The sequence below is a fragment of the Methanocorpusculum sp. genome (assembly GCF_030655665.1).
Lineage (GTDB): Archaea > Halobacteriota > Methanomicrobia > Methanomicrobiales > Methanocorpusculaceae > Methanocorpusculum.
This window is the reverse complement of record NZ_JAUSPQ010000006.1, coordinates 285,145-310,703: the sequence shown is the minus strand read 5'-3', so window position 1 is coordinate 310,703 and position 25,559 is coordinate 285,145. Positions and strand designations below refer to the sequence as shown.

Genomic DNA, 25,559 nt, shown 5'->3' with positions numbered 1-25,559 from the left:
TTCACCTAACAGTGACTTTCCTGAAAATCACCATGCATACTGCCAGCATCACACCCGTTCCGATCAGAAGGACCAGAACGGACATGAAGGGAAACTCGCCAGATGCAGCCGCCCGCAGAGCATCAATCGCATAGCTCACCGGATTCAAATGGGCACAAAATGCCAGCCAGTCCGGCATAGCAGAATACGGCATCAGAGCACTCGACGTAAAAAAAAGCGGCATCGAAATAAATGCCTGGACCGCTGCATACGAATCATGCTCGCCAAGATACAGGGCAACCGTCGTACCGAACGCAGAAATCAACACGCCGAACAAGAATAAGATCCCGTAAAAAGCCGGATATACATACCACGGCTGGATCGTCGCACCGATCAGCAGTGCAATAATCAAAATCACCGTCGCCTGGATCAGACCCCTGATCGTGATAAAAACGATCTTCCCAAATAAAATACTCTCACGAGGGGCAGGCATCGACAAAAACTTGTTCAGATATCCCAAGACCTTATCAAACATCAGACTCGTTCCTCCCGAAAGCCCTGCAGAAAGCATCGTCAGCACCAGAATACTCGGCGTGATAAAATCCAGATAATTGTCGGTAAAAGCCGTGGGCATCGCCAGCCCGACAAAAATCAGCCAGGCTGCAGGCATCGCAAGTGTGGAAACAACATTCATCGGTGCCCGCATCCAGCGTTTCAAATCCCGTTCCACGTATGAAAACATCCTATACATCTTAACGCCTCACCATCAGATTCCGGAACTGGCGATCATCGAAAGCTCCCGTATCCTCAGTCCCGACGCCGCAGGACTGCATATACACATCTTCAAGCGTCGGTTCCCGAATAGAAGAAGAAAACACCTTAACACCGGCAGTTTCAAAAGTCCGAAGGAGAGCAGGCAGCACCTCTGATCCGTGATTTGCCGCAAAAATATATTCGCCGTCCAAGTCTCCATCTCCGATAAATGTCAGACCATCCGGCAAAATTGAAGGGACACCTCCGTCTGCTCTGATGAGGATAACATCTTTCATCAGGTCACTCTTCAGCTGTGTTGGGGTTCCCTCCCGAACGACCACCCCCTTTTTGAGAATACCTACCCGGTCACAATATCGCTCAGCTTCATCCATCTGATGCGTTGTTACCAGCACCGTCATACCGGATTTGCGAAGTGAAAAGATATGTTCCCATATCGATCTGCGCGCTGCAACATCCAGCCCGATTGTCGGCTCATCGAGAAACAACACCTCCGGTTCGTGGACGAGTGCCTGAGCAAGTTCCAGCCTCCGGCGCATGCCGCCGGAGTAGGTTTTCGTTAGATCATCGGCACGATCCGAAAGATCCATCACGGACAGAGCATCATCGACACGGCGTTTTCGTTCGCTGCGGTTGCCGATTCCATAGAGTTTGGCAAAAAAGTCAACATTTTCTCTGCCGGTCAGACGAATATCCACAGCCATATCCTGGGGAACATAACTGATACAATTGCGAACCTTTGCCGCATCATTCATCACATCATATCCGCAGACAGAAGCTGCCCCTGAAGTTGGATGCAGAAGAGTTGTCAGCATTCTGATCGTGGTTGTCTTTCCGGAACCGTTCGGTCCAAGAAGACCGTAAATCTCATTATCACAGTTCAGATTCAGTATATTTACTGCACAAAGATCCCCGTAGTTTTTCGTCAGCCCAAATGTTTCAATGGCATTCATTGCATTTTTCTCCTGTGGATCTTCTCCATGACTTCAGCAATAGAATCTCCCCATCCCGCGACTTCATCAGCGGTTACAACATCTACAGACCCACCCTGATACTCTCCGTCACCTGCCTTCTCTTCAAGCCACGATTCAATCTCGACATAAGACTCCCGAAGTTTATCCAGAACGTCCGGCTTCGGACTCCACAATCCTCTGCTCTCTGCTTCCAGAAGCCGGCGGGATATCTCTTCCAGGGCATATGGATTGTTCTCTTCAAAGAACTGTTTCATATCCGGATCGTTAACGAACGTCTCGGTGATGTCATCAAATATCCAGTCATCCACTTCCTGTGTTGATGCCTCCCATCCGTAAACCCGGACAACACGCTGCATGATATCGGCTGCTCCCTTGTAACCGTGTTCCTTCATTCCGTCAATCCATTTTGGATTCAGCAGTTTCGTCCTCACAACACGGCGCAGTTCATCGGCAAGAGTTCCAACTGTGACTACTTCCGCATCCCGCGTATCTCCATAATAAGCCTTCACCTCTTTTCCTGAAAGATATCGGGATGCAACAGTCATCCCCCCCTGATTCCCGTAATAACAGCAGCACCCCAATAGATCATGTTCATCGGACACAGTGTTGTTGAAGGTCACATTAACCGTTTCCAGATTCGCTGCGAACTGTTCGTGTGCCTTTTCCCCATTTCTTCCGTTGCCGTAAGCATAACCATTCCCAGAAATGTAAATTTCAGCAAGATCCTTTTCCGTACGCCACGCACCTGCGAGAACAGCTAAACTCACTCCCGAAATATAAGCACCCGGCTTTGCCGAAAAGATACGCGCCGTTGCAGCAGAAAACTCCGATCCCCGATCCATTTCAAGGATAACATGTTTTCGGACGAAATTGATCTCAAAAGGCTCATCGAGTCCGGCAACTGCAGAGACGGCTTTATCGACCAAATCTATAGCATTCGTAAAATTATCCCGCAATATCCCGGACGTCCTGACCGTCACATCGATCCTCGGATGCGTGAGTTGTTCTTTTGAAAGTATTGAAAATGATCTCACCTGCCCATTTTTCTCCCAGACCGGAACCACGCCTAGAAGAGAAAATAATTCCGCCATCATCTCGCCGTCTGCAGTCATAATATCACTTGACATCCAGTAGAATGCGATCGTTTCGGGGAAACAGCCCTCTTCATTCAGGTATTTATCAATACAGGCATCTGCAAGCCGACTGCCTACACGCCATGCAGAAGTGGTTGGAACACGGTACGGGTCGAGTGAATAAAAGTTTCTACCGCTTGGAAGAATCTCATCATGTCCCCGTGTTGCAAGACCCGACGGACCCGGGAGGATATATCCGCCTGAAAGCCCATTCAAAAGAGAATCCATCTCACTCGACGCGGTTATCCGTGCATCAAGGTCGCAAATCCTCTCCATCAGTATCATCAGATGAGGGGAAGATGCGGTTTTTAGGGTATAAGCGATCTCCTCTGCGGTATTTCCATGAATAGTCATTTGGACGACAGTTTTACCTATCTCATCAAGCCACTCTATAAGTGCACCGTTAGACATGCCGAATTTTGTGTTGAAAGACCCTGGATCTTGCAGGAGACTGGATACCGAGAGCCCATACATTTCTGCCACTGTCGGGCGAAGTGCTGCAGTCTTTTCCCCGCTGTCGTAGCGGAGAATGGAAGATATCATCTGTATACGTTTTTCTCCTTTCGGGAATGTCCCGAAAATATGCATTCCCACATCTATCCTGCTGTTTCTGATTCCGCTGAGAGCTTCATGACATTTTCTGACGACCTCATCCATCGGCATATCCATAGAGATGCCAAGATGTGTCAAGTTCGATGCAAAAGCCGCATCAAGTATCATGTGATGCAGAGCGTGACATCTTGCTGTGTCGAGCCGTGCAGTTTCGTACTGAGAAAGCAGTTGATCAAGCGTTTCCAGTTCATCGTAGAGGGAAGAAGAATCCATCACACTCTGCATATGCCCGACAAGAGTGGCACAGGCCCGGCGTTTGGCGATAGTTCCTTCCGGCGGATTGTCAGTATTATAAATATAGAGGAGAGGTGCCTTGCCGATGGCAATATCAGGAAAGCAGTTTCCTGAAAGAGCGGTCCCCTTTCCCGGAAGAAACTCCAGATTTCCGTGCGTGCCGACATGAACAATGGCATCTGCCTTGAATATCTCACTAAAATAATAATATGTTGCCAGATACTGGTGTGTTGGAGGACACTCCGGATCGTGTAGTATTTTGCAGACCGATCCATCACATTGAGCCCCAAAACATCCGCGTTTCGGCTGGACTGCAACTATGACATTTCCAAAAGAAAGACCGGTTATGAGCAGTTCGTCATCTAAGACCATGCCCTCTCCCGGTGGCTCTCCCCACGTTGCAATCATTTTTTCTTTAACCGCCGGACTCAGGGTATCGAAGTATTTCTGATACATGGATTTCGGCATACGAAAGACAGTACCTCCCGATTTAACGATTTCAGATTTTGTTGTCCAGCGAAACTCAGATATGGCTTTTTTTACAAGGAACATCTCTGTGAGTTTTTTTCCGGAGATTGGGGGATCTATGATATATCCCTCATCTTTCATCCGCTGCAGAATCAAAACAACGCTTTCCACTGCATCAAGATGAACTGCACTCCCGATGTTTGCTTCGACCCCGGCACATGGATTATTATTCAAAAGAAAGACCACTTTGCGTTTGGCAGCTGGTGTTCTGCGAAGATCCACCCTCCGACGAACGCGTGCTGCGACTTTTCTGCATCGCTCTAAGAGGGCGACCCGCTCATATTCTGAACTTTTGTCTGAACGTGTGGAACCGATAATAATTGGCTCTATCATCCCTTCAAATTCAGGCATTGCGATAGTCCAGGTAATATCTGCGGAAAGGCCGTTCGAATTCCTCCACTCCTCAAGAGTCGCATAAAATGCAGTAACCGGCTGAAATACCGGAATGTTAAGTGAGGTAAGTAATTCCGTGCCGGATTTTGCCCAATCGGCAGGGCTGCTGCCGGTGGTTTTTCCAACCATGAAGGAAACGGATTTGATAACCGCATCTACGATAGGGATACCATTTTGAATAAAATATCTGCTTATACATCCTGCAATATTCAGTGAGCCGGTTGTATCATCCTCTATAGAGTTGGTAAACACGGGAATGACATTCAGGTTTTCCTCATTTTCCAGACACGCAATGAGAGTTCTTTCAATGGAATGGTTTGAAGATACCCAGACCACACGCGACATCAGAAGCCCTACGTACGGCTCTCCCTCATTTTTTGGGTACCAGGCCAGATACTCTTCTATGGAAGGAAAGATGTGGTCTCCGGCATCCGGGTGGACGATGCCCTGCCAGGGAATCTCGACCGGCGGCAGGAAAGGAGTGTTTTTCTCCCCAAAATGTACCTGCAGATACAACATCAGTCTATGAAAATTTTCTCTGCCGTTATTAGTCAGATAGCGATAGGTTTCTGTTACAACATCCGGTTCGACGGTTGAGAACGACCAATATGAAATATCATGACCGACACAGATAATCTGTTTGCACCCCCTGAGTTTTTCCATTGCTTCGAGAAGTATATCCCAGAATCGGTGCGTCGTTCGATAAATCAATATTACATCGGCATTTTCTGCAGATGCGATGACGTCAGAGCAGAGTTCCGGCGATTCTTCAAGATTTTTATTAGCATAAATCTTCAGGGAAGCCCCGCAGTCTTCTGCCGCCTCCCTCATTAATGGGACATAGGCATCCCACATAACTGCAGTAATATTCATAACAACTCCGTCTCCCGATACCATATATTTGGTTTAACAATATAATAGTAACACCAATATAAAATTAGTATTACTAAAAATATATAAAATTAAAAATACAGAGTATGAAATATGATTAATATCAAATAGGTAATACGACAATACATAATCCTATGTCCGAGATACATCTCCGTTCACTCTACCCGTTTACTGCCATCGTCGGGCAGAGTGCAATGAAAAAGGCCCTCATACTCAACGCAATCAATCCGGGAATTGGCGGTGTCCTCATCAAAGGAGAGCGCGGTACTGCAAAATCAACCGCGGTCCGTTCTCTTGCAGCTCTTCTTCCGGAACACGCTGTGGTCCTTGGATGTATGTTTGGCTGCGATCCGGAACGTCCTGATGAAATGTGTGAAGAATGTCGGAAAAAAGAGGACCTCCAAATCGCAAAAAGAAAGATGCAGGTTATCGAACTTCCGATATCTGCGACAGAGGATAAGGTCGTCGGGAGTCTTGATATCAGTGCTGCGATTAAGACCGGGGATAAACAGTTTGAGCCGGGAATACTTGCATTTGCCCATAGAAATATCCTCTACGTTGATGAAGTGAACCTCCTCAACGATCATATTGTTGATGTTTTACTTGATGCAGCTGCAATGGGAATCAACATTGTTGAACGGGAAGGTGTGTCCTTTATTCACCCTTCAGCTTTTCTTTTGGTTGGTACCATGAATCCGGAAGAGGGAGATCTGCGTCCCCAGCTATTAGACAGATTCGGTCTTTGTGTGGAGATAGAAGGTATCCGAAATCCGGATACACGCCTGGAAATCATCCGCAGGCGGATGGACTTCGAGAGTGATCCGCAGGCATTTTCGGCAAAATGGGCAATATCTGAAAAAGATTTGGCAGATACAATAACCACAGCCCAGGAAATGCTGCCGAAGATAACAATCCCGTCTACGCTCCTGAGAATGATTGTGCAGATATGTATCGATGCAGGAGTTGACGGACACCGGGGCGATATTACGATGATGAAAGTCGTAAAAACGTTAGCGGCATATTATGGGAAAAACGAGCCTGATGAAGATGATGTCAGGGAGGCCGCACAACTCGTACTGACTCATCGAATGAAAAAGACTCCCTTTTCAAATGAGAGTCTCAATGAGGATTCTATAAATGATTCTATAGAAAAATCAAAAATGCAGCCGAAAGATGGATCAGCTTACGAGTCAGAGGACCCATCCCTAAAATCAGAGATGCCGGAATCTGATAAAACGACACAATTTGCTCCTGACTCGTCTTTTCAGAAAAAACCATCGGAATTAACCCCGCAACTGAGAATCGACGATATTGTACGGGAAAGCACGGGGCGCAGAACGGCTACGGAAAGTGAAAACGGTAAGTATACAAACAGCAGGATCCCGCCTGAAAAACCAAAGACGATAGCTCTTGACGCAACACTGCGTGCGGCTGCCCCCCATCAGAAATCGCGAGATGGCAATCTTGCTGTGACGATATGCAGTTCTGACATCCGGGAACGTGTCATGGAAGAAAAGACGGGGAACACCATCATATTTGTAGTGGACGCAAGTGGCAGTATGGGTGTGAAAAAACGAATGTCTGCAGTAAAAGGTGCAGTCCTTTCCCTTTTGATCGATGCATATCAGAAACGCGATAAGGTTGGGATCGTCACATTTCGCGGCGACTGCGCCGATCTTCTCCTGTCTCCCACATCGAGTGTCGACCTCGCGGAAACAAAACTCAAAGTAATTCCGACCGGCGGCAGAACCCCCCTCGGAAAAGGTTTGCAGATGGGTTTTGATGTGCTATCTCAGGAGATACGTCGCGATCCGAAAACAAAACCCCTATTGATTCTTATCTCGGATGGAAAAGCAAATGTCAGTTCTGCTGCGGAAAAACCTCTGGATGAACTAAAGAAAATAGCAGACCGTATCCAGAAAGCAAAAATACCATCTCTTATGCTCGACAGTGAAGCAGGACTCGTCAGACTTGGATATGCGGAAAAACTCGCAAAAATGATGGGGGCAAAATATATGAAACTCGATGAAATTGCTTCAGGGATTTGTGTTTAATATGCCCGAGTAAAACCCATGAGCATACATCAATTAATATAGATGACAACACAAATAAATATGAATCTAAAAATAATGAGAAAGAGTAAATTATTTCAATAAGTAAATAATAAATATTCAACACAAATAATTAACATTTACAAATTAAATGGATATTGAAAAAGGAAACTTGCATGAAACCCCAAGAGGCCCGGAAGGAAAAACAGAAACATCTCAGGACCAGGATCCGCTCCCGTTTCTTCAAAAAACCAGTCGAAACAGAGGAGAAAGAGAAAAAATCAGACGTAAAGTTCCCACGTTTCTTCCGAAAAAAGAGTTCCGCCATCATATTTGAAACCCCCCCGGTTGTTTTAGAGATCCCCCCCTGTGAAACAAACGATATAATTCTCGACCAGTACTGGCTCACTCCCCCCCACGCATACGTAACGATTCTCAAAGACCGAAAAAATCATATACGCTACCTCATCACTGAACCAAAACTCTGCGAAAAAGAGTATGCGATCCTTGAAGAAAGCTTTGAGTACCTGCGATCCACCCTCATCTACGACTCTCCCCGCAAACGTGATGAAGCACGCATGGATCGGGACCTTCTCATCAAAACGATCACCTCCTTCGACAAAGAGATCTCTTCGGAAAGGGTCGAAATACTCATCTACTATCTCTACCGAAACTTCCTTGGCTATGGAAAACTTGATCCGCTCCTCCACGATGAAAAGATCGAAGACATCACCTGCAATGGGGCGGACATCCCCGTCTTCCTCTATCACAGTAGATTCGGTAATATCGAAACGAACTGTATATTTGAAAAAATCGAACTCAACAAATTCGTACTGAAACTTGCCCAGAAAGCTGGAAAACAGTTATCTCTCACAACCCCGCTGGTAGATGCCGCTCTTCCCGACGGCTCGCGTGCGCAAATTACCTATTCGGACATTATCTCATCCAAGGGAAGTTCGTTCACGATCCGGAAATTCAAAGCTGATCCTATGACCCCCGCAGATCTGGTCGCCGGAGGGACATACAGCAGTGAACTCATGGCATACATCTGGCTCGCCGTCGAAAACAGAAAAAGTATGATTATCGCAGGAGGCACGGCAAGCGGCAAGACCTCGACAATGAACGCAGCCTCGTTCTTTATCCCCGATGTCGCAAAAATTGTTTCTATCGAAGACACACGTGAAATCCAGCTCCCCCACATCAACTGGCTTCCCATGCGGACCCGTGAAAGCACTGCGTCGGTCTCTGCCGGAAACATCGACATGTTCTCACTCCTCAGGGCCGCACTTCGTCAGCGGCCGGAATACATCATCGTTGGAGAAGTCAGAGGACCCGAAGCACAGACACTATTTCAGGCAATGAACACCGGTCACACAACGTTTTCAACACTTCACGCCGGGAATGTCAACGAAACAGTCAACCGATTGACCAACGATCCCATCAATGTGCCTATTGCCATGTTTGGAGCTCTCGACCTCATCGTCATTCAGGGTCTGCTTTACGGTGAAGGAAAAGGATTCCGGCGCTGTTTATCACTCCACGAAATCTCAACCAACGACGAAAAAATCATCTGTAAACCGCTTTTTATCTGGGATCATAAAACCGACTCATTCGTCAAAATCTTTGAAGAGTCAAAGGTCTTTGACAGTATTGCTTATCAGAATGGTTGGTCCAAAGATGAACTCGAAAAGCGGCTCATGAATAGGAAAAATACCCTTGATCAACTTAGGTTAAACGAAATAACAACTCCTCTTGAGGTGGAGACCGCGATTCAGGACCTCGTTCTATCTGAACGGAGATGAGACAAATGAACCTGAATAATCTCACCAGAAATCTGCAGGCGGCCCATATCGCAAAACCGGCAAAAAAGTATCTGCTGACGTCAGTACTTGCGGCAGTTTTTTCTCTTGTTTCCATCGCAGTTCTCGGGCTCCTTCTTTATCTATTCAAAATAGAGCAACCCATTTTATCATTCATTCCAAACTGGTTCCTCTTCATTCTCATTCTTTTCCTTGTACCTACAGGGATTTTTTTTGCTCTCATCTACTACCCGAACCTTGAAGCTGGCGGGAGAAAAAGCAAAATCGATCTCGATCTGCCGTATGCCATCACCTATATGCAGGCATTGTCTTCAACGATCCCTCTCTACGATATCTTCAAAAGCGTTTTCGAAGCAGACGATCTTTATGGTGAAGTCTCCAAAGAATGCGGTCTGATTGTTCGCGATGTGGAATTATTCGGCATGGACCTCGTTTCTGCAATCGAAGCGACAAAAAAGATCACCCCTTCCGATAATTTTCGGGAGCTTTTAAATGATCTCCTTCTCGTTCACCGGAGCGGAGGCAATCTCACGGCTTTTTTCAATGCAAAGTCGGAAGGGTACCGGGAAATCGCACGAAATGAGATGGACTCACTCCTGCAGTTTTTGGAAATGATCGCCGAGGTTTATGTAACCGCATTCCTTGCGGGACCCATTGCTATTATTATTATGCTTGTTGCCCAGAATCTCACTGGTCAAAACACTCTCGGAAACATCATGCCTCTTATGTATATCGGTCTCCCTCTTGGGGCAATAGTTCTGATCGTGATTCTCTACATCATTCTCCCGCCGGATAACCTCAAGATCACAAGAAAAGAAATCACCGAAACCGAATACAGCAAAGAGATTCTCGCCGCCGGTCATCACCCGGATGACGAAAAATATCTCAGGCAGATCAAAAAAAGGAAACATCTATTGAAGATACAGGAAATCTTCCGGCATCCGCTCAAATTTTTCATTGCAGACTATTCTATAGCTGCTGTAATGGGGGGGATTCTTACGTTTATCGTTTTTCTTCTCTGGTATGTCGGCATATTTGCGGACATCTTTCCGGTCTTTACCCTTCAGGTTCTGCTAAGTTCCCTCATTATCGCGGCTATCTTTCCCCTGATGGCAGCCTACGAACTTCGAAATCGCTATGTCACCCGTATCGAAAAACAGCTTCCGGAATTTCTCCGGGAGATAGCTGATATGCGGGATATCGGTATGACGCTCCCGGGTGCTATTGGCATGATAGCAGGACATAAGAGCGGCGTTCTCTCAACAGAGATTTCGATTGTGGCAGAAGAACTGAAATATGGATCATCCCTGTCGGGGGCACTTGTTCGGATGGAGGAACGCATCGGCCTTACTACGGTAAAGCGGGCGATCTCGCTTCTCGTCAAGGCAAGTGAGGTCACGGATTATATCCGGGAGATCCTCGGCATCGCAGTGGCCGATCTTGAGCATTATCTAAAAATGAAGAACAAGCGGATGAACGTCTCGTTTGTGTACCTCGCGGTGATCTACCTCTCATTCGGGATCTATCTATTCGCTGCATATGAAATGAATGTCGCGTTCATTTCGAGTTTTTCCTCATTCAATATCTCGTTTGATCTTACGGCAAACAAACTCGACATGTTCCACATTGGAATTATCCTCGCCTTTTTCTCCGGAATCATGGCGGGTCAGTTGTCTTCGAATACGATTCTTGCCGGTTTGAAACATTCGATTGTGATGTTGATCATGACGATCATAACCTTTGTGTATCTGATCTAGGAGGAAGGAAAAATGAAAAAAGATGATGGAGTTACGAGTGTTGTGGGTGAGATGTTGCTTCTGGTAATAGCTCTGGTTCTGGTATCGGTCTTTGCGGTCTCGATTCTCGGTCTCATTCCCGGCGATCGTGAAGAGGTCGTAAATGTAGGAATGAACCCTTCCGTACCTACGGAAACGATTTACCTCTGGCATAAAGGAGGGGACTGGATCGACAAAGATGACCTCACGATCGCTGTGTATAACGGAATCGAGAAACGTAACGTTACCTTTGTGTCCCTCACAAATCAAACTGGGTATCCAACGGAAATTTTCCAACTCGGCGGATGCCTTACGTACACAGTTGAATCGCTTTCACCGGGAGATGAAGTCCGTCTTTCGACACAACGGTCGACCATCTTTTCGGGGGTCGTACCATGAAAAATGATGCAGGGGTATCAACGGTGGTTTCCGTGATGCTGATCTTAGCGATCCTTGCGATCTGCATGGCATCATTTTCTGCAACCTACCTTCCGGGGCTGAAGCAAAACGCTGAGATCCTCCATTCAGAAGATGTTGAAGAAGCATTCATGCGGTTTTCAGGAGATGTCGATTCGGTGTATGCCCTTGACCGCAGCGCCGTGTTCTCCGAAACATTCAAACTTGGCGGCGGAGATATCCTGCTCTCGCCGTCCACATCAAGCGGGACCGTGGAGATCCAAAACGTATCTCTTGGAACGCTCCATGTAGGCAGTAACGAGATCGCCCTGACGACGGTGAACGTGAGTTACACGCCGTACTTAACCGTCTGGAAACCGCAAGGGTATCTCTACGAAAAAGGACTTGTCTGGGTGACGCTTGGATCAATACAGACCCCGGCGTATCTTACCGTTTTCGACGGCGATTCATACGCTGATACTCATACCGAATCCTGGATCGATGCGATGAAGGCGTCACTGGAAATCGGAAACAATACTGCAACGATTACGCTAACCAATCTTAATGCAGAGCCTAAAGCGGATTACGTGACCGGATCAGGATCGGTCAAGCTGGACATCGCCGCTGCGAAAAATCAGACGGCACTCACTCTTGCACCGGGAGAAACGATTCGATTCAATGAAGACATCTGGTATACAGCAGCGAATACGACGGCTGTTACGCTTACCAATATTTCGGGAACGGTGAGTGTCCGATGACCGATGACGCCGTTTCCGAGGTGGTTGGTGTGATGATCATGCTTGTCGTAACCATCCTTCTCGTAAGTATTGTCGGAGCAAGCGCCTCGGGACTTATCAGTGATAACAAGACACCCGTCTCTGCTGAGCTCGTGTTTGCCGGATACTCCGGAAACGATCTTATCTTCGAGCACCGTGCAGGAGATCCCATCGCTCTTTCCAACCTGAAACTCATTCTCGGGATTCGCGACAACCTGACACGAAGCATTCCGTTGAATGCATCCTCGTTTACAAGCACCGGCGGAAATTCCATACAGGTAGCGGACCGGATACTGATCTCATTTGATACGAGTACACTGGCCTCGCCTGGAGAATACATCACATACCAGTTCTACGACATAGAATCACAATCGCTTGTTTCATCAGGTGAAATTCTGGTATAATACTGCATATCCGTTACTGGATGATCAACAATTTCGAGGCAGTCCAAACGAGAGAAAGAAAACCAGATTCATTACTGCCTGCAAAGACAGGATCCCCAATGATTAAAAGAACGAAAGACATCCGTCCGGAGATCGGTATCACAAACCTCCAAAGCTCTTTTTTCTTCGGCGCGTATCGGATATCCTTCATTACGTCTTGGGGATACTCCGCGGAAACCTCGCCGATAGTCACTAAAAATAATCATGTTTATATAGAACTACTAAACAACATATTCCATACATTACTCTGTCAAAACAGGGTATAGGTGATTATACTATGTCAGCACAACTTGGCGGACAGCCAATTTATATCCTCAAAGAAGGAGGAAACCGTACTCGCGGACGGGATGCACAGAGCATGAACATCGCAGCAGCAAAAGCTGTGGCAGGAGCCGTAAGATCCACCCTTGGTCCGAAAGGAATGGACAAGATGCTCGTTGATACCATCGGAGATGTCGTCATCACCAATGACGGTGTCACCATCCTCAAAGAGATGGACATCGAACACCCGGCAGCAAAGATGATGGTTGAGATCGCAAAGACCCAGGATGACGAAGTCGGAGATGGAACCACCACCGCAGTCATCATTGCAGGCGAACTCTTAAAGAAAGCTGAAGAGCTTCTCGAGATGGACATCCACCCGACCGTTATCACTCTTGGATACAGACAGGCAGCAGAGAAAGCACAGGAACTTCTCAAAACCATTTCAATCGACGTCAAGGCAAAAGACACCGCGATCCTTGCAAAGATCGCCGCAACCGCAATGACCGGTAAGAATGCAGAATCCTCCAAGGATAAACTCTGTGACCTTATCGTCCGTGCAATCACACTCGTTGCAGACGCAGACGGAACTGTTGACACTGAAAACGTCAAAGTCGAGAAACGTGTCGGCGGATCGATCGACGAGTCCGAGATCATCGAAGGCATGATCATCGACAAAGAACGTGTCCACCCGGGCATGCCGAAGACCGTCAAGAACGCAAAGATCCTGCTTCTGAACGCTGCAGTCGAATACAAGAAGACCGAAGTCGACGCAGAGATCTCCATCACCTCCCCAGATCAGCTCCAGATGTTCCTCGATGAGGAAGAGCGTATGATCAAGAGCATCGTCGAGAAGATCAAAGCATCCGGCGCAAATGTCCTGTTCTGTCAGAAAGGTATCGACGACATTGCACAGCACTACCTCTCCAAAGCAGGTATCTTTGCAGCCCGCCGTGTAAAGAAATCCGACATGGAAAAACTTGCACGTGCAACCGGCGCAGCACTTATCTCCTCGATCGACGCAATCTCCGGTGATGAACTTGGTATTGCAGGTATCGTCGAAGAGCGTAAAGTCGGCGGCGAAGAGATGATCTTCGTTGAGAAATGCAAGAACCCCAAAGCAGTCTCGATCATCATCAAAGGCGGAACCGACCACGTTGTTGACGAGCTCGGTCGTGCTCTCGAAGATGCACTCCGTGTCGTTGCCTGTGTCGTTGAAGACAAGAAAGTTGTCGCCGGAGGAGGCGCACCGGAAGTTGAGCTCTCCCTCAGGCTCCGCGAATACGCAGCAACCCAGGGTGGACGTATCCAGCTCGCAATCGAAGCATTCGCAGGCGCACTGGAAATTATCCCGAGAACCCTTGCAGAGAACGCAGGTCTCGACCCGATCGACAAACTCGTAGAGCTCCGTGCAGCCCACGAGAAAGGCAAGAAGACCTATGGTCTTGATGTCTATGAAGGAAAGGCAGTCGACATGTGGGAAGCAGGCGTTGTTGAGCCGCTCCGTGTGAAGACCCAGGCAATTTCCTCAGCAGCAGAAGCCGCAGTCATGATTCTCAGAATCGATGATGTCATCGCATCCGCAAAGTCAGCCGGACCATCCCCCGAAGAGATGGCCGCGATGGGCGGAGGCATGGGCGGAATGGGCGGCATGCCCCCAGGAATGATGTAAAGGCAGATATGCCCCGGGAGAATACTCCCCCATCATTTTTTCATCATTCACGAACTTTAACTATTTTCAGACACTAATGGTATAGTAGTATTCGAGGAATTTTTCCGTGCGTCACGAAGTATTATATCAATATGACCTCCCTATCGAGATCCTGGATGACATTCCCCGGACCGAAGAGGTCCTGAATGTGATATACGCACGGAGTAAGGATAAATTTCTGATCCCGATCCTTCTTACGCGTCTTCGCATGATCTGGGGATATCCCGAACGGGAGACGGTGTACCGGATCTATGAGATGAACTATATCGATCTGCTGGAGGCGTCAGTCAGGTTTCCGACGGCGGTTGCCCCGACGCTGACAATAAAAACAGTGAATAAGGACAAATATATTTTCCACAGCGTGAAAAATTCGGTGGAGGAGGTGAGGGCTGCGCTTCTTTCACTTCGCGAGATGATGAATATGCGAGCCGGCGGGAACTGGGAGATCGCCGTAAAACGCAATTTTCTCACCGAGGAGTATATTCTGAGAGAGACAGAACCAGGACCGGCAGTTCTTTCTGACACCGGAGAGGACGATGTGTTTGAAGATACACCGATGCCGGGGTCAGGCAATGAGCCGACAGAGAGCCTGTTTTCCCATTTCCCTGAGGGGAAGGAGACGGGAGAGGATGTGTTCGAAGGGAAGAACACGATTTCGGAGAAAGATCAGGAGGAGGCAAAAGCCACCCGAGTATCCCGGATGATCGAATCAACGGAACCCCCGGTGGAGGTTAAGGAGAAGACCGAGGTCCCCCTGAATGATGTGATCGTGTTCGATACCGATTCCGGGAAGATGGACGATCAGTGGCATGATGAGGGGAAAGGAGATGCGATGATCCTGCCGGGAGGAAGGACCCGGGTCGGCGGCGGGCGGTATAAACATCTTAATGATGATCCAAAGAGTCTGCCGGCGGATGATGACTCGGAGGTGTATGTCTCGAAGAGACAGGATATCCCCAGACCTCCAGAGCCAAGGACCGTTTCCCCGATGACGCTGGAGCCGCGGGAGGGGCTGGACGATGAGGCGATCGATAAATCCCTCGAGGCGCTGAAGTATCTGCGGGAGAACGGGATCATCACGGAGGATGAGTATAAGAAACGGTGTCTCGGACTTTTTAAGAGGACAGGGTTGTAATTACCAGAAACGGAGATACTCCGACATCCGGAAAATTAGGCAGGGATGAAAAAAAGTATGTCCAGGTCCCAATTATCCCTGTGGTTTTCCTAGTGATATTGTTGGCATACCCACGGGATGTTTACAATAATCATGTTCCTGCACGTATTTATTGTTCATCATATCTTCAAACGTGAGGACAACATGCAGATCTGTATCCACCATATCGGTTGGAACATAACAATATCCTGAAAGGATCTGTCCCTTTTCCAAGACTTGACTGGAAAATATTTCAGCATTATTTACTTTGAGCGAGATACTGTGTGCAGTCCCATTTCCGATATTTTTGAGAGAGATTGCCCACCCTAAATGATCTTTAAGACGGCGAGTCTCTTGCACGTAAGGCAATTGCCCGCGAGTAATTTCTGGGAGGAGGTTAGAGGCACTATTATCACTTTCAAGAGTGACCCGAAACTCCCCGTCTGAATGAAAAATATCTTTACTCGAATCCTTATTCCCAAAATCCATGAGGATAAAAGGCATATACGAAGTTTTTTGTGCATTTTCACTATTAACTGAAGTTACTATAAGAGTAAATAGTGCGATAATTCCAATCACAACACTACCAGAACACGCAACGATTGCGGCATCATTTAACTCAAAAGGTTTCAATAAAATAATCACAATACCGAACAACAGCAAAACGACAATTATTGCAAAAACACCATATATTGCTCCAAAGATAATATTCCATCCCTTTGGTGAGATAGAGCTGAACTTTAATTCCAGACTGGTTTTAATCCGACACACAGTAATACATCCTTTCATACTATCGACACTATGCTTTTGATAGAACTTACACGGTGTTAATCTTAATCCAATTTGGAAGAGTATGGCTGGGTGTGGATGTATGAAAATTCCACCGCGAATCTACGCGAATCTACGCGAATCGCATTTTCCTCACGCTGTCGTCTTGTCCTCGTCGTTTCACTCCTCGGCCGCGTTCCTACGCTCCGCCTGATCGGCTACGCGTGGCCGGAACGCCAGCGTGGAAAATGCTGGAAAACCCGCGTCGCGGGTTTTCTCCGGAAAAAATACATATCTGGTTTGTTATTGTAAGTGTTAGAGATTCTTTAAAGAAAACCCGCGACGCGGGTTTTCCAGCATTTTTCGTTCCGCCGTCCCGACCACGCGGAGCCGATCAGGCGGAGCGTAGGGACGCGACCGAAGGTCAAGAGGGCGGAACAGGAAAAATGCGATTCGTGGAGATTCGCGATTATTCGCGGTGGAATTTTCATACATCCACACCCGATCAACTCCTTCCAGAATTGAATCAACACCGCGTAAGTCCTACTTAAAAAAAAAGAGGGATGCATAGATGTTTGCAAATTCTCAGCTGCAGCCGCTCCATCCGCAGTGTTTGCAGATGCCCATATTACAGCCCTCGCCGAAATCCAGAGGCTCGCCGCACTCGGGGCACGGCGGGTTCTTCTTTTCTCCGGGCGTCACCGGGGTCAGCGACCAGTTGTCCAGTGTGGTGATCGCCTGATTGGTTGCCGCAAGTTCGATGCATTTTCCCACAACATCGGCACAGGACATACCCTCAGAGTTTTTATTCTTGATCGCCGAGACACAGTTCACTTTCGCAAACTGTTTCACAAACTTCTCATACGGGACACCGTTCTGTAAACCTGTGCTGATACTGCGGCCAAGTGCATTGCTGCTTGCCTCGCATCCGGCTCCGACGGTTCGGATGAAGACTTCCATTGGTTTTCCATCCATGGTGTTGACCGTGATATACAGACGGCAGCAGCCGGACTGCGCAAGGAAGGTTCTTCCAACGAGTTCCCGCGGGCGGGTGAAGAGTAACTGCGGGACGACACCCGGGACCGGCATCGCCGGGACGTCGGCGGGCATCGCCGTATCCTGCTTCTCGAGAGCGAGAACAACATCCTCCCGGGACCCGGTACGGTACAAAGTCATGCCTTTGATACCTTCCTTCCATGCAAGAATGACTGCCTTTTCGACATCCTCTTTCGATGCGGAGATTGGCATGTTGATCGTTTTCGAGATCGAGGCGTGAACATGTTTCTGGAATGCCGCCTGCATTAAGACATGATCCTTCCATCCGATGTCCAGAGCGGTCTTGAAGACGGCTTTGAATGAGTCGAGCAGCCAATCAACATCCTGGACCGATCCGGTTTCATGCACATGGTTGATGACCTCGTCGCGTTTTGCTTCTGCTTCGGCGCCCGTAAGACCCATCGACGTGATGACACGCCTGAGTTCCGATTCGAAGTACGGATGGACCATCACGAATGTTTTGCCGACCGTGTTCCGGCGGGTGTAGGCAAACGAGAATACCGGTTCGATACCGGACGAGCAGCCTGCAAGAAGGGAGATCGTTCCGGTCGGCGCGATCGTGGTGAGAGCAGCGTTTCGCATGATGATCCCCTTCTTATCCCAGACACTTCCTTCATATGCAGGGAATGTTCCCTTCTCTTTGCCGAGAATGATTGACTCTTCGACGGCAACGTTATTGACCCTCTCCATCACTTCGATGCAGAAGTTTCTGCCGGCTTCAGAGTCGTAAGGGATCCTGAGCATGAGCATTGCATCGTGAACACCCATCAGACCGAGACCGACCTTTCGTGTACGATTGGTCGCTTCACGGATCTCAGGGATCGGGAAGACGTTTTTCGTGATGACGGCATCAAGGAATCTGACACCCATTCTGGTCATTTTATCGAGAGCTTCGTAGTTCAGACCGTCGGCACGGATGAATTTTGCCAGGTTGATACTGCCCAGAACACAGGATTCGAACGGCAGGAGAGGCTGTTCCCCGCAGGGATTGGTGGTGTCGATCTCGCCAAGGTTGGGGGTGGGATTTTTCTGATTGATGGTATCGTAGAAAAGAATTCCGGGCTCGCCGTTCTTCCAGACGCCGTCAACGATCCCATTCCAAATCTCTCCGACCGTGATATCGGCCGATTCGGTGTTGGTTACCCAGACTTTGTCCATCTCACCTTTCGCGACATGATCCATGAATGCATCCGAGACCATCACGGAGATGTTGAAGTTACTGAAGTCGCCTTCCTTGGCTTTGCTTTTGATGAACTTCAGGATGTCCGGGTGCCAGACATTCAGGATACCCATATTTGCCCCGCGTCTTCTGCCGCCCTGTTTTATGACATCTGTCGCGGCATTGAACACCCGCATAAAGGAGACGGGACCGGAGGCCACACCGTCCGTTGAACGGACGGGTGACCCCTCGGGACGCAGGTGGGAGAAGTTGTATCCTGTTCCTCCTCCCGACTGGTGGATGATCGCTCCCCAGCGGATCGCATCAAAAATCTCCGGCAGGGAATCATTCACCGGCAGGGTGAAGCAGGCTGATAGCTGCCCTAGCGGTGTTCCTGCGTTCATCAGTGTAGGAGAGTTGGGAAGGAATGACAATGACATCATGGCGTCAAAGTATTCCTTCGTCTCTTCCGGTGTTTCACCCAATGCATCTGCAACTCGTCTACAGACATCTTCGAAAGATGCCTCACCGGTGCGGTAATATCTTGCCGCTAAAATACTGTCAACTACTGAATCCGCCATCAATTAATCCCTCGATTACTGGTGCATTGTTCAAAAAGCCAGATTGGGATACATAATACCCCAACTGAATTTTTGTACGTAAGAATTAATTGGACATACCCGTATTTAATTCACTTCATTGAACGCTGAGTTAATGTTGGCTTTCTGAACCAAACGCTTAAGAGCTAGTTAATGAGACCAATTAACTACGATGGTAGTTCCCGCAAAAGTATTTTTTACCCGAGGCCGGGGTGTTCATAAAGATCAGCTCGTATCGTTCGAGATGGCCCTCAGAAACGCAGGAATCGCCCCGTTCAATCTGGTGTATGTATCGTCCATCATGCCGCCGGATGCTGATATCGTCTCGCGCGATGAGGGGCTCGCCGCCCTGAAATCGGGAGAGATCGTCTACTGTGTTATGGCGAAAAACGCATCAAACGAGCCGAATCTAAAAATATCCGCAGCTATCGGACTTGCAGTACCGCAGATTCATGACAAACAGCATGGATATCTTTCGGAGCATCACTGCATCGGGATGTCCGAAAAGGAGTGCGGAGCATATGCCGAGGAACTCGCAAGAACGATGCTGGATACCATTATGCAAAAACAGGGCGGGAATATCCTGAAAACCAGCAATATCAGTATTTCTGCAGAGACGGACCAGAGCGGCAACTGGACGACCGTTGTCGCAACTGCGGTCTTCATCTGTTAAACCTATATCTGAATACAGCCAATATTTATACAACATGTGCGGCATCGCAGGAATTACCGATACGACAGAAGTATCGGGATCATTATACTTGGCATTATATGCACTCCAGCACCGAGGTCAGGAGAGTGCCGGTATCTTCACGTATGATGGTGAAACCGTACACAAATACAAAGGATACGGACTCGTGTCCGAGGTGTTTAGCGGACCTGTTCTCGAAAGTTTGATCGGAACGACCGGTATTGGTCACGTAAGATATCCAACGACCGGCGGGTCGAAGCCGGAAAACATCCAGCCTTTCCATTTTATGTTCCGGGGACATTCGCTATCTCTCGTACACAACGGGAATCTGATAAATACCGACGAACTCAGATACGAGTACGAAGGACATGGGCACGTTTTTTCCACGACGTCGGATACTGAGGTCATCGCCGCGATCCTCGCAAATGAGATCATTCATGATCACACGCCCGACGAAGCGATCAGTTACTGCATGCGGATGATCAGCGGGTCGTATGTCGTGATCTTTATGCTGGACGGAACATTGTATGCGTTCCGCGATCCGCTTGGGATAAAACCGCTTTGTCTCGGAAAGACGGAGACGGGCGGTCATATCCTTGTTTCCGAGAGTGTGGCGCTGGATGCGATCGGTGCAGAGTTCGTGCGGGATATTGCCCCCGGAGAAAGCGTCAGACTTCAGGAAGGGGAAGTATTTTCCCGAAAGATGATGAAGGCAAGATCCTGTGCTCACTGTATGTTCGAGTACGTCTACTTCGCACGGGCAGATGCAGTAATCGACGGTGTATCGGTCTATGACGTGCGCAGAAAGACCGGAGCACTGCTCGCAAAAGAAGCCCCGGCAAAAGCAGACCTTATCTCACCGGTCCCGGATTCCGGTACCGCGGCCGCGACCGGATTTTCCAGCGAATCGGGTATCCCGTTCCGTGAAGCCCTGATCAAAAACCGGTACACAGGACGAACATTCATCATGCCGACACAGGAGAGACGCGAGATCGCCGTTCGGATGAAACTGAATCCGGTCCGCGGACATATCAAAGACAAATCCGTGGTTCTCGTTGATGACAGTATCGTGAGAGGGACGACCTCGAAGAAGATCCTGTCGCTTGTGCGTGAATTCGGTGCAAGGGAGATCCATCTGAGGATCGCATCCCCGCCGATCATCGCTCCATGTTATCTCGGAACTGATTTTCCCACACGGGATGAGCTGATCGCGTCAACGAAATCCGTTTCAGAGGTGGAGAAGGAGATCCAGGCAACCAGTCTTGCTTACATCTCCCTCGATGGACTTATAGAGGCGATCGGCATCCCGCGGGAAGATCTCTGTCTTGGCTGTCTTACCGGAAGATACCCGGTCGCGATACCGGGAGAAGAAGAGGACAACCGCTGTATAGAAATGGTAGACTCCTACTCCTGCCCCTGAAAGCGGAAGGAGCACCCTAACACTTTTTTTGAAATTGAAGACCCTTTGTGCAGGCCGACCTAGATTAAGCAGGCATACAAAAAAACATTGAAAACAGTTCAGCTGTTTGAATGTTTTTCCGCTTCCGGCAAAGAAGGGAAAAACACATTAAAAATTTTGGAGAGGTTTTAAGAGAGTGGTACGTGTCATTAACATGAGTATTTTTTTATTGAACAGACCCGAAAACAGTAGTGGTGTGGTGTGTGTTTGTGAGGTGTATATTCTGTGGAAAAGGCCGGTGTGTGTGGTGTCCTTGTTTCCCATTTTACAGAACTGATTTTGTTCACGGGTCTGTTTGCCGCTTGTGCTCTTCTCACAAGCTGCTACATTACTATTTGTTATTCTTGTATTTAAATATAACTCCCAATGCACAGCATTGATGTTGTGCATTGATGCCTCGCACAGTGCAAAGCATTATAATTTCAGGAGTCGAATAAAGAGTAATGGTCGAGCAGACAGGCGATTTCTCCGAAATTCTCACACTTTTACGAGAGAATCCCCGTGGGATGTCAGTCACAGAAATTGCCGACGCCACGCACCTGAACCGAAACACCATAGCACGATACATGGATAACCTGCTCGTGTCCGGGCGGGTCGAGATGCGCACGTTTGGAAAAGCCAAGGTGTTTTTCTTATCAAAACGGGTCCCCGTATCAGCAATGCTCAATCTCTCATCCGAGATGGTCCTCCTGATCGACGCCGATCTGAAGGCTATTCAGGCAAATGAATCGTTATTATCGTTCCTTTCCGCAGAAACCGACGATATCGTCGGGAAATATGTATATGACAGTGCCTGTAAGACGTTCTGCAACGACGTCCTGACTGATCAGATCAGAGCTGCTCTCAGGGGCGAGATGGTCAGAAGTGAACTGCGCCTTTTGAAAAACGGGACAAATTGTTTCCTGGACCAGCGGATCTATCCCATGGTCCTTTCCGACGGCAGACCTGGAGTTACCGTCGTCTGGGACGATATCACGGAAAACGTAAACTCCGAGGCCGCGCTCGAACAAAGCGAGGCAATGTTCCGGCGTCTCGTTGAAACGATCCATGACGTCATCTGGTCCATGGATGAAACGTTCGGCATCCAGTACATCAGCCCCCAGCTTACCGAAGTGACCGGATACCTTCCGGAGGATCTTATCGGCCGGAAACTTTCTGAGTTCATGCCGACCGGGGCAGCATCCCGCTTCGAGTGGGAACTCGCCTCGGCAGTCTCCCGGGAAAACGGATTCACACTCCCCGAATTTCCCTTCATCTGCAAAGACGGAAGAAAAATCTACTGCGAATTTTCCGGATCCCCTGTCCTTCTTGAAGAAGAGGAATCCATCTTCCTTGGATACAACGGCGCTCTTCGCGATGTTACCGACCGGAGAGATGCTGAACTTGGGGCAAAACGGTGGAAACGTTTTCTGGACTCCGTGATGAACAACATTCCTGCGATCATCACCGTGATCGGCATGGAATCCCGGGAATACTATTATGTCAACAAATCTGCTGAAAGGTTTCTGCAGAAGTCCAGAGCTGAACTCTCCCTGATGACCTCAAAAGAGATCCTGGCAAAAATAGGGTCGGTCCGGCTGACCGAAGCACACGATACGGTGGCTTCTACCGGGAAAGAGGTCCGGGTCCCCGAAGACCGGATCGTGGTGAACGGAGAAACCAGATACATCTCTGCCCGGGTCATCCCGATGAAACTCTCGGTCGATCGTCAGTATCTGCTGACAATCGTCAACGACATCACCGAAGAGGATGCAGACCGGCAGCGGCAGATGATGAGCCGGGAGCTTGCTTTCATTCTTGAAGGTGTATCCACGACACAGGAGATGTGGGACCCGCTCCTAGATATGCTCCCGAAAATTTCCGGATTCGAATCGGTTGCAGTATATCAGCGGAGTATCTTTGATGATTACACGCTGTTCCGGGCAAAGAACGGCAGGTTCATCCCGGCGATCCATACCGATTCGATCATTCACCGGATCATTCGAAAAGGAGAGCCAGTCATCTTTGACAAACACCGGATGAAGCTTCTGCCGGAAAACACCATTTCCCCGATGGATCAGGCAAAATCGCTGATATTAATGCCAGTCATCTTCGAGAGCAGAGCAGTTGCCTGTGTGATCCTCGGATCAAAAACGGCACTCCCACTAGACACTGTGCGCAGAACCCTGCTTTTATCGACAGCATTCCAGATCAGTACGGTTGCATCCCGGTGTCTTGTTCAGGAAGAACTCCGGCGGGAACGCGACCGGACAAGAAGTTATCTTGATGTGGCAGGCGTCCTGCTTGTCGTTGTGAACCGGGACGGAAATGTAGAGATGCTGAACCGATACGGCACGAAGATCCTCGGCTACACCGAGGCGGATCTGATGGGAAAAAACTGGTTCACGACCGTGATCCCGGAGCACTGCTCGCAAAAGAGGTTTGAATCTTTCCAGAAGATCATTGCCGGAAATATCCATGATGACGATCATGTCTATGAAGGAGCGGTCCGTTGTAAAGACGGAACTGAGAAGCTTCTCAGGTGGAGAAACACCCTGCTCCGTGAAGACTGCGGAAGTATCTCCGGCATCGTCTCATCCGGAGAAGTAATTTAGATCTTTTTTTGCAGAGCTTGTTCGACTATCTTTATCGCACAAAGGTCCCCGCACATCGAACAGGTCTCGCACTCCCCATCCCGATCGTGGATCTCTTTTGCATGTTCGCCAAACAGTGAGAGGTCATACTGCGCCTGCCAGTCGAGATTTTTGCGGGCTTCAGCCATCTTTGTCTGACGGGGAAGTTCAGCATTCCTCCTGCGGGAAAGATCGCCGACGTGAGCTGCGACTTTACAGACCCGGGTACCCTCGATGATGTCATCTACATTTGGGAGAGCGAGATGCTCTGAAGGGGAAACCATGCACAGGAAATCCGCTCCGGCACACGCTGCAGCTGCCCCGCCGATCGCACCCGTGATATGATCATACCCTGGAGCGATATCCGTGACCAGCGGACCTAAAAGATACAGCGGCGCGAAGTCCGTGATCTCCTTGATCATTTTGACATTGTAGGAGATCTCGTTATAGTCCATGTGCCCCGGACCTTCGATCATTCGCTGGACCCCTTTGTCCCGAGAACGTCTGGCAAGTTTTCCAAGCGTCAGATACTCCTGGGACTTGGCAAGTTTCGTTGAGTCGACATAGGCTCCCGGACGCATACCGTCGCCAAGCGACAGAGAGATATCGTATTCATCAAGGATCTCAAGAAGATAATCATATTCTTTATAGAGCGGATTCTCCTCGCCGCTTGAAAGCATCATTGCCGTATGGAACGATCCTCCGCGTGAGACGACCCCCATCACCCGGGGATCGAGAGTCAGAGCATCCAGAACCTCGAGATTGACACCGCAGTGAAGCGTCATGAAATCAACTCCCTGTTTTGCCTGATCGATGATCACGGAGAACAGGATATCGGCCGTCAGGTCGACCACGTTTCCGGCACGGCGGACTGCTTCATAGATCGGAACGGTCCCAACCGGGATACCGAGTTTGAGGATCTCTTTTCTCATTGCAGGAAGGTCCCCGCCTGTCGAAAGATCCATTATTGCGTCAGCGCCGTTGTCAATTGCAGCCTGAGCTTTTACCAATTCTTTTGCCGGATCGCAGGTGACGCCGGACGTCCCGATATTTACATTGATCTTGACGGTCGCTCCTTCGCCGATCGCACAAGGATTATATTCACGCGCCTCATTTTTCAGAAGAATGGTCCGACCTGCGATGATATTTCTGGAAAGAGCCTCCGGCGTCATTCCCTCGGATTTTGCAGCCTCGACAACTCCGGATAAATCTCCGTGAAGGCAGCTCTGGATGATGGAGTGCATATGTACCTACCTAGTTGGTTTCCTTTCGCATTATAGGTTATACAAAGAAAGTTAAACCTGAGTAACGAAG

17 protein-coding genes are annotated in these 25,559 nt (G+C 48.7%); 11 read left to right on the top strand and 6 right to left on the bottom strand.

The genetic code is table 11. The features are described 5' to 3' along the window. Window position 1: 1 nt before the first annotated feature. From Q7J08_RS04885 to cobN, 3 genes are read right to left on the bottom strand one after another with little or no spacing between them, the layout of a single operon-like run. Window positions 2–721, bottom strand: a complete 720-nt coding sequence (locus Q7J08_RS04885) for an ABC transporter permease (protein ID WP_370651232.1) — start codon at window positions 719–721, stop codon at window positions 2–4. Window positions 722–731: 10 nt separating this feature from the next. Next, a complete protein-coding gene (locus Q7J08_RS04880) occupies window positions 732–1,703 on the bottom strand; it encodes an ABC transporter ATP-binding protein (protein ID WP_304910571.1) in 972 nt (323 codons plus the stop codon). Continuing rightward, entirely contained in the window at window positions 1,700–5,497 is a 3,798-nt protein-coding gene (gene cobN / locus Q7J08_RS04875; protein WP_304910570.1) for a cobaltochelatase subunit CobN, read from the bottom strand. Before cobN ends, Q7J08_RS04880 begins: the two co-directional genes overlap by 4 nt. 152 nt (window positions 5,498–5,649) lie before the next feature. Between cobN and Q7J08_RS04870 the strand changes: the two genes are divergently transcribed. The 8 genes from Q7J08_RS04870 to Q7J08_RS04835 all read left to right on the top strand — a co-directional run bounded on the left by Q7J08_RS04870 (window position 5,650) and on the right by Q7J08_RS04835 (window position 15,883). Then, the gene (locus Q7J08_RS04870; RefSeq protein WP_304910569.1) at window positions 5,650–7,569 is read left to right on the top strand and encodes a putative cobaltochelatase; all 1,920 of its coding nucleotides are present in this window, start codon (window positions 5,650–5,652) and stop codon (window positions 7,567–7,569) included. Between the two features lie 173 nt (window positions 7,570–7,742). Beyond that, a complete protein-coding gene (locus Q7J08_RS04865; RefSeq protein WP_304910568.1) occupies window positions 7,743–9,368 on the top strand; it encodes a type II/IV secretion system ATPase subunit in 1,626 nt (541 codons plus the stop codon). A 5-nt stretch (window positions 9,369–9,373) separates the two neighbouring features. Then, window positions 9,374–11,143: a type II secretion system F family protein gene (locus Q7J08_RS04860; RefSeq protein ID WP_304910567.1), complete on the top strand. Its 1,770-nt coding sequence runs from the start codon at window positions 9,374–9,376 to the stop codon at window positions 11,141–11,143. Window positions 11,144–11,155: 12 nt separating this feature from the next. Next, window positions 11,156–11,560 (top strand): type IV pilin N-terminal domain-containing protein, encoded by a 405-nt coding sequence (locus Q7J08_RS04855; protein ID WP_304910566.1) that lies wholly within the window; start codon window positions 11,156–11,158, stop codon window positions 11,558–11,560. Beyond that, window positions 11,557–12,315, top strand: a complete 759-nt coding sequence (locus Q7J08_RS04850) for a hypothetical protein (protein WP_304910565.1) — start codon at window positions 11,557–11,559, stop codon at window positions 12,313–12,315. The genes Q7J08_RS04855 and Q7J08_RS04850 overlap by 4 nt, the downstream gene beginning before the upstream one ends. Continuing rightward, on the top strand, window positions 12,312–12,737 hold the full coding sequence (locus tag Q7J08_RS04845; protein ID WP_304910564.1) for a type IV pilin N-terminal domain-containing protein: 426 nt from the start codon (window positions 12,312–12,314) through the stop codon (window positions 12,735–12,737). The genes Q7J08_RS04850 and Q7J08_RS04845 overlap by 4 nt, the downstream gene beginning before the upstream one ends. A 316-nt stretch (window positions 12,738–13,053) precedes the next feature. Further along, window positions 13,054–14,709 carry a thermosome subunit alpha gene (gene thsA, locus Q7J08_RS04840; RefSeq protein ID WP_304910563.1) on the top strand — a complete coding sequence of 552 codons (1,656 nt, stop codon included), beginning with the start codon at window positions 13,054–13,056 and terminating at the stop codon, window positions 14,707–14,709. A 106-nt stretch (window positions 14,710–14,815) separates the two neighbouring features. Beyond that, entirely contained in the window at window positions 14,816–15,883 is a 1,068-nt protein-coding gene (locus Q7J08_RS04835; RefSeq protein WP_304910562.1) for a hypothetical protein, read from the top strand. A 72-nt stretch (window positions 15,884–15,955) separates the two neighbouring features. Here the strand turns inward: Q7J08_RS04835 and Q7J08_RS04830 are convergent, their stop codons facing one another. Next, window positions 15,956–16,690, bottom strand: a complete 735-nt coding sequence (locus Q7J08_RS04830; protein ID WP_304910561.1) for a hypothetical protein — start codon at window positions 16,688–16,690, stop codon at window positions 15,956–15,958. A 564-nt stretch (window positions 16,691–17,254) separates the two neighbouring features. Beyond that, the gene (locus Q7J08_RS04825) at window positions 17,255–19,465 is read right to left on the bottom strand and encodes an adenosylcobalamin-dependent ribonucleoside-diphosphate reductase (RefSeq protein WP_304910560.1); all 2,211 of its coding nucleotides are present in this window, start codon (window positions 19,463–19,465) and stop codon (window positions 17,255–17,257) included. A 190-nt stretch (window positions 19,466–19,655) separates the two neighbouring features. On the opposite strand from Q7J08_RS04825, the gene Q7J08_RS04820 reads away from it, so the two are divergent. The 3 genes from Q7J08_RS04820 (at window position 19,656) to Q7J08_RS04810 (ending at window position 24,227) form a co-directional block, all read left to right on the top strand. Next, on the top strand, window positions 19,656–20,156 hold the full coding sequence (locus Q7J08_RS04820; protein ID WP_304910559.1) for a pyruvoyl-dependent arginine decarboxylase: 501 nt from the start codon (window positions 19,656–19,658) through the stop codon (window positions 20,154–20,156). A 34-nt stretch (window positions 20,157–20,190) separates the two neighbouring features. Continuing rightward, on the top strand, window positions 20,191–21,594 hold the full coding sequence (gene purF, locus Q7J08_RS04815) for an amidophosphoribosyltransferase (RefSeq protein ID WP_304910558.1): 1,404 nt from the start codon (window positions 20,191–20,193) through the stop codon (window positions 21,592–21,594). A gap of 482 nt (window positions 21,595–22,076) precedes the next feature. Then, on the top strand, window positions 22,077–24,227 hold the full coding sequence (locus tag Q7J08_RS04810; RefSeq protein ID WP_304910557.1) for a PAS domain S-box protein: 2,151 nt from the start codon (window positions 22,077–22,079) through the stop codon (window positions 24,225–24,227). On the opposite strand, the gene thiC is transcribed toward Q7J08_RS04810, so the two are convergent. Next, window positions 24,224–25,489 (bottom strand): phosphomethylpyrimidine synthase ThiC, encoded by a 1,266-nt coding sequence (thiC, locus tag Q7J08_RS04805; RefSeq protein WP_304910556.1) that lies wholly within the window; start codon window positions 25,487–25,489, stop codon window positions 24,224–24,226. The two genes, Q7J08_RS04810 and thiC, sit on opposite strands and share 4 nt — an antisense overlap. Window positions 25,490–25,559 lie beyond the last annotated feature (70 nt).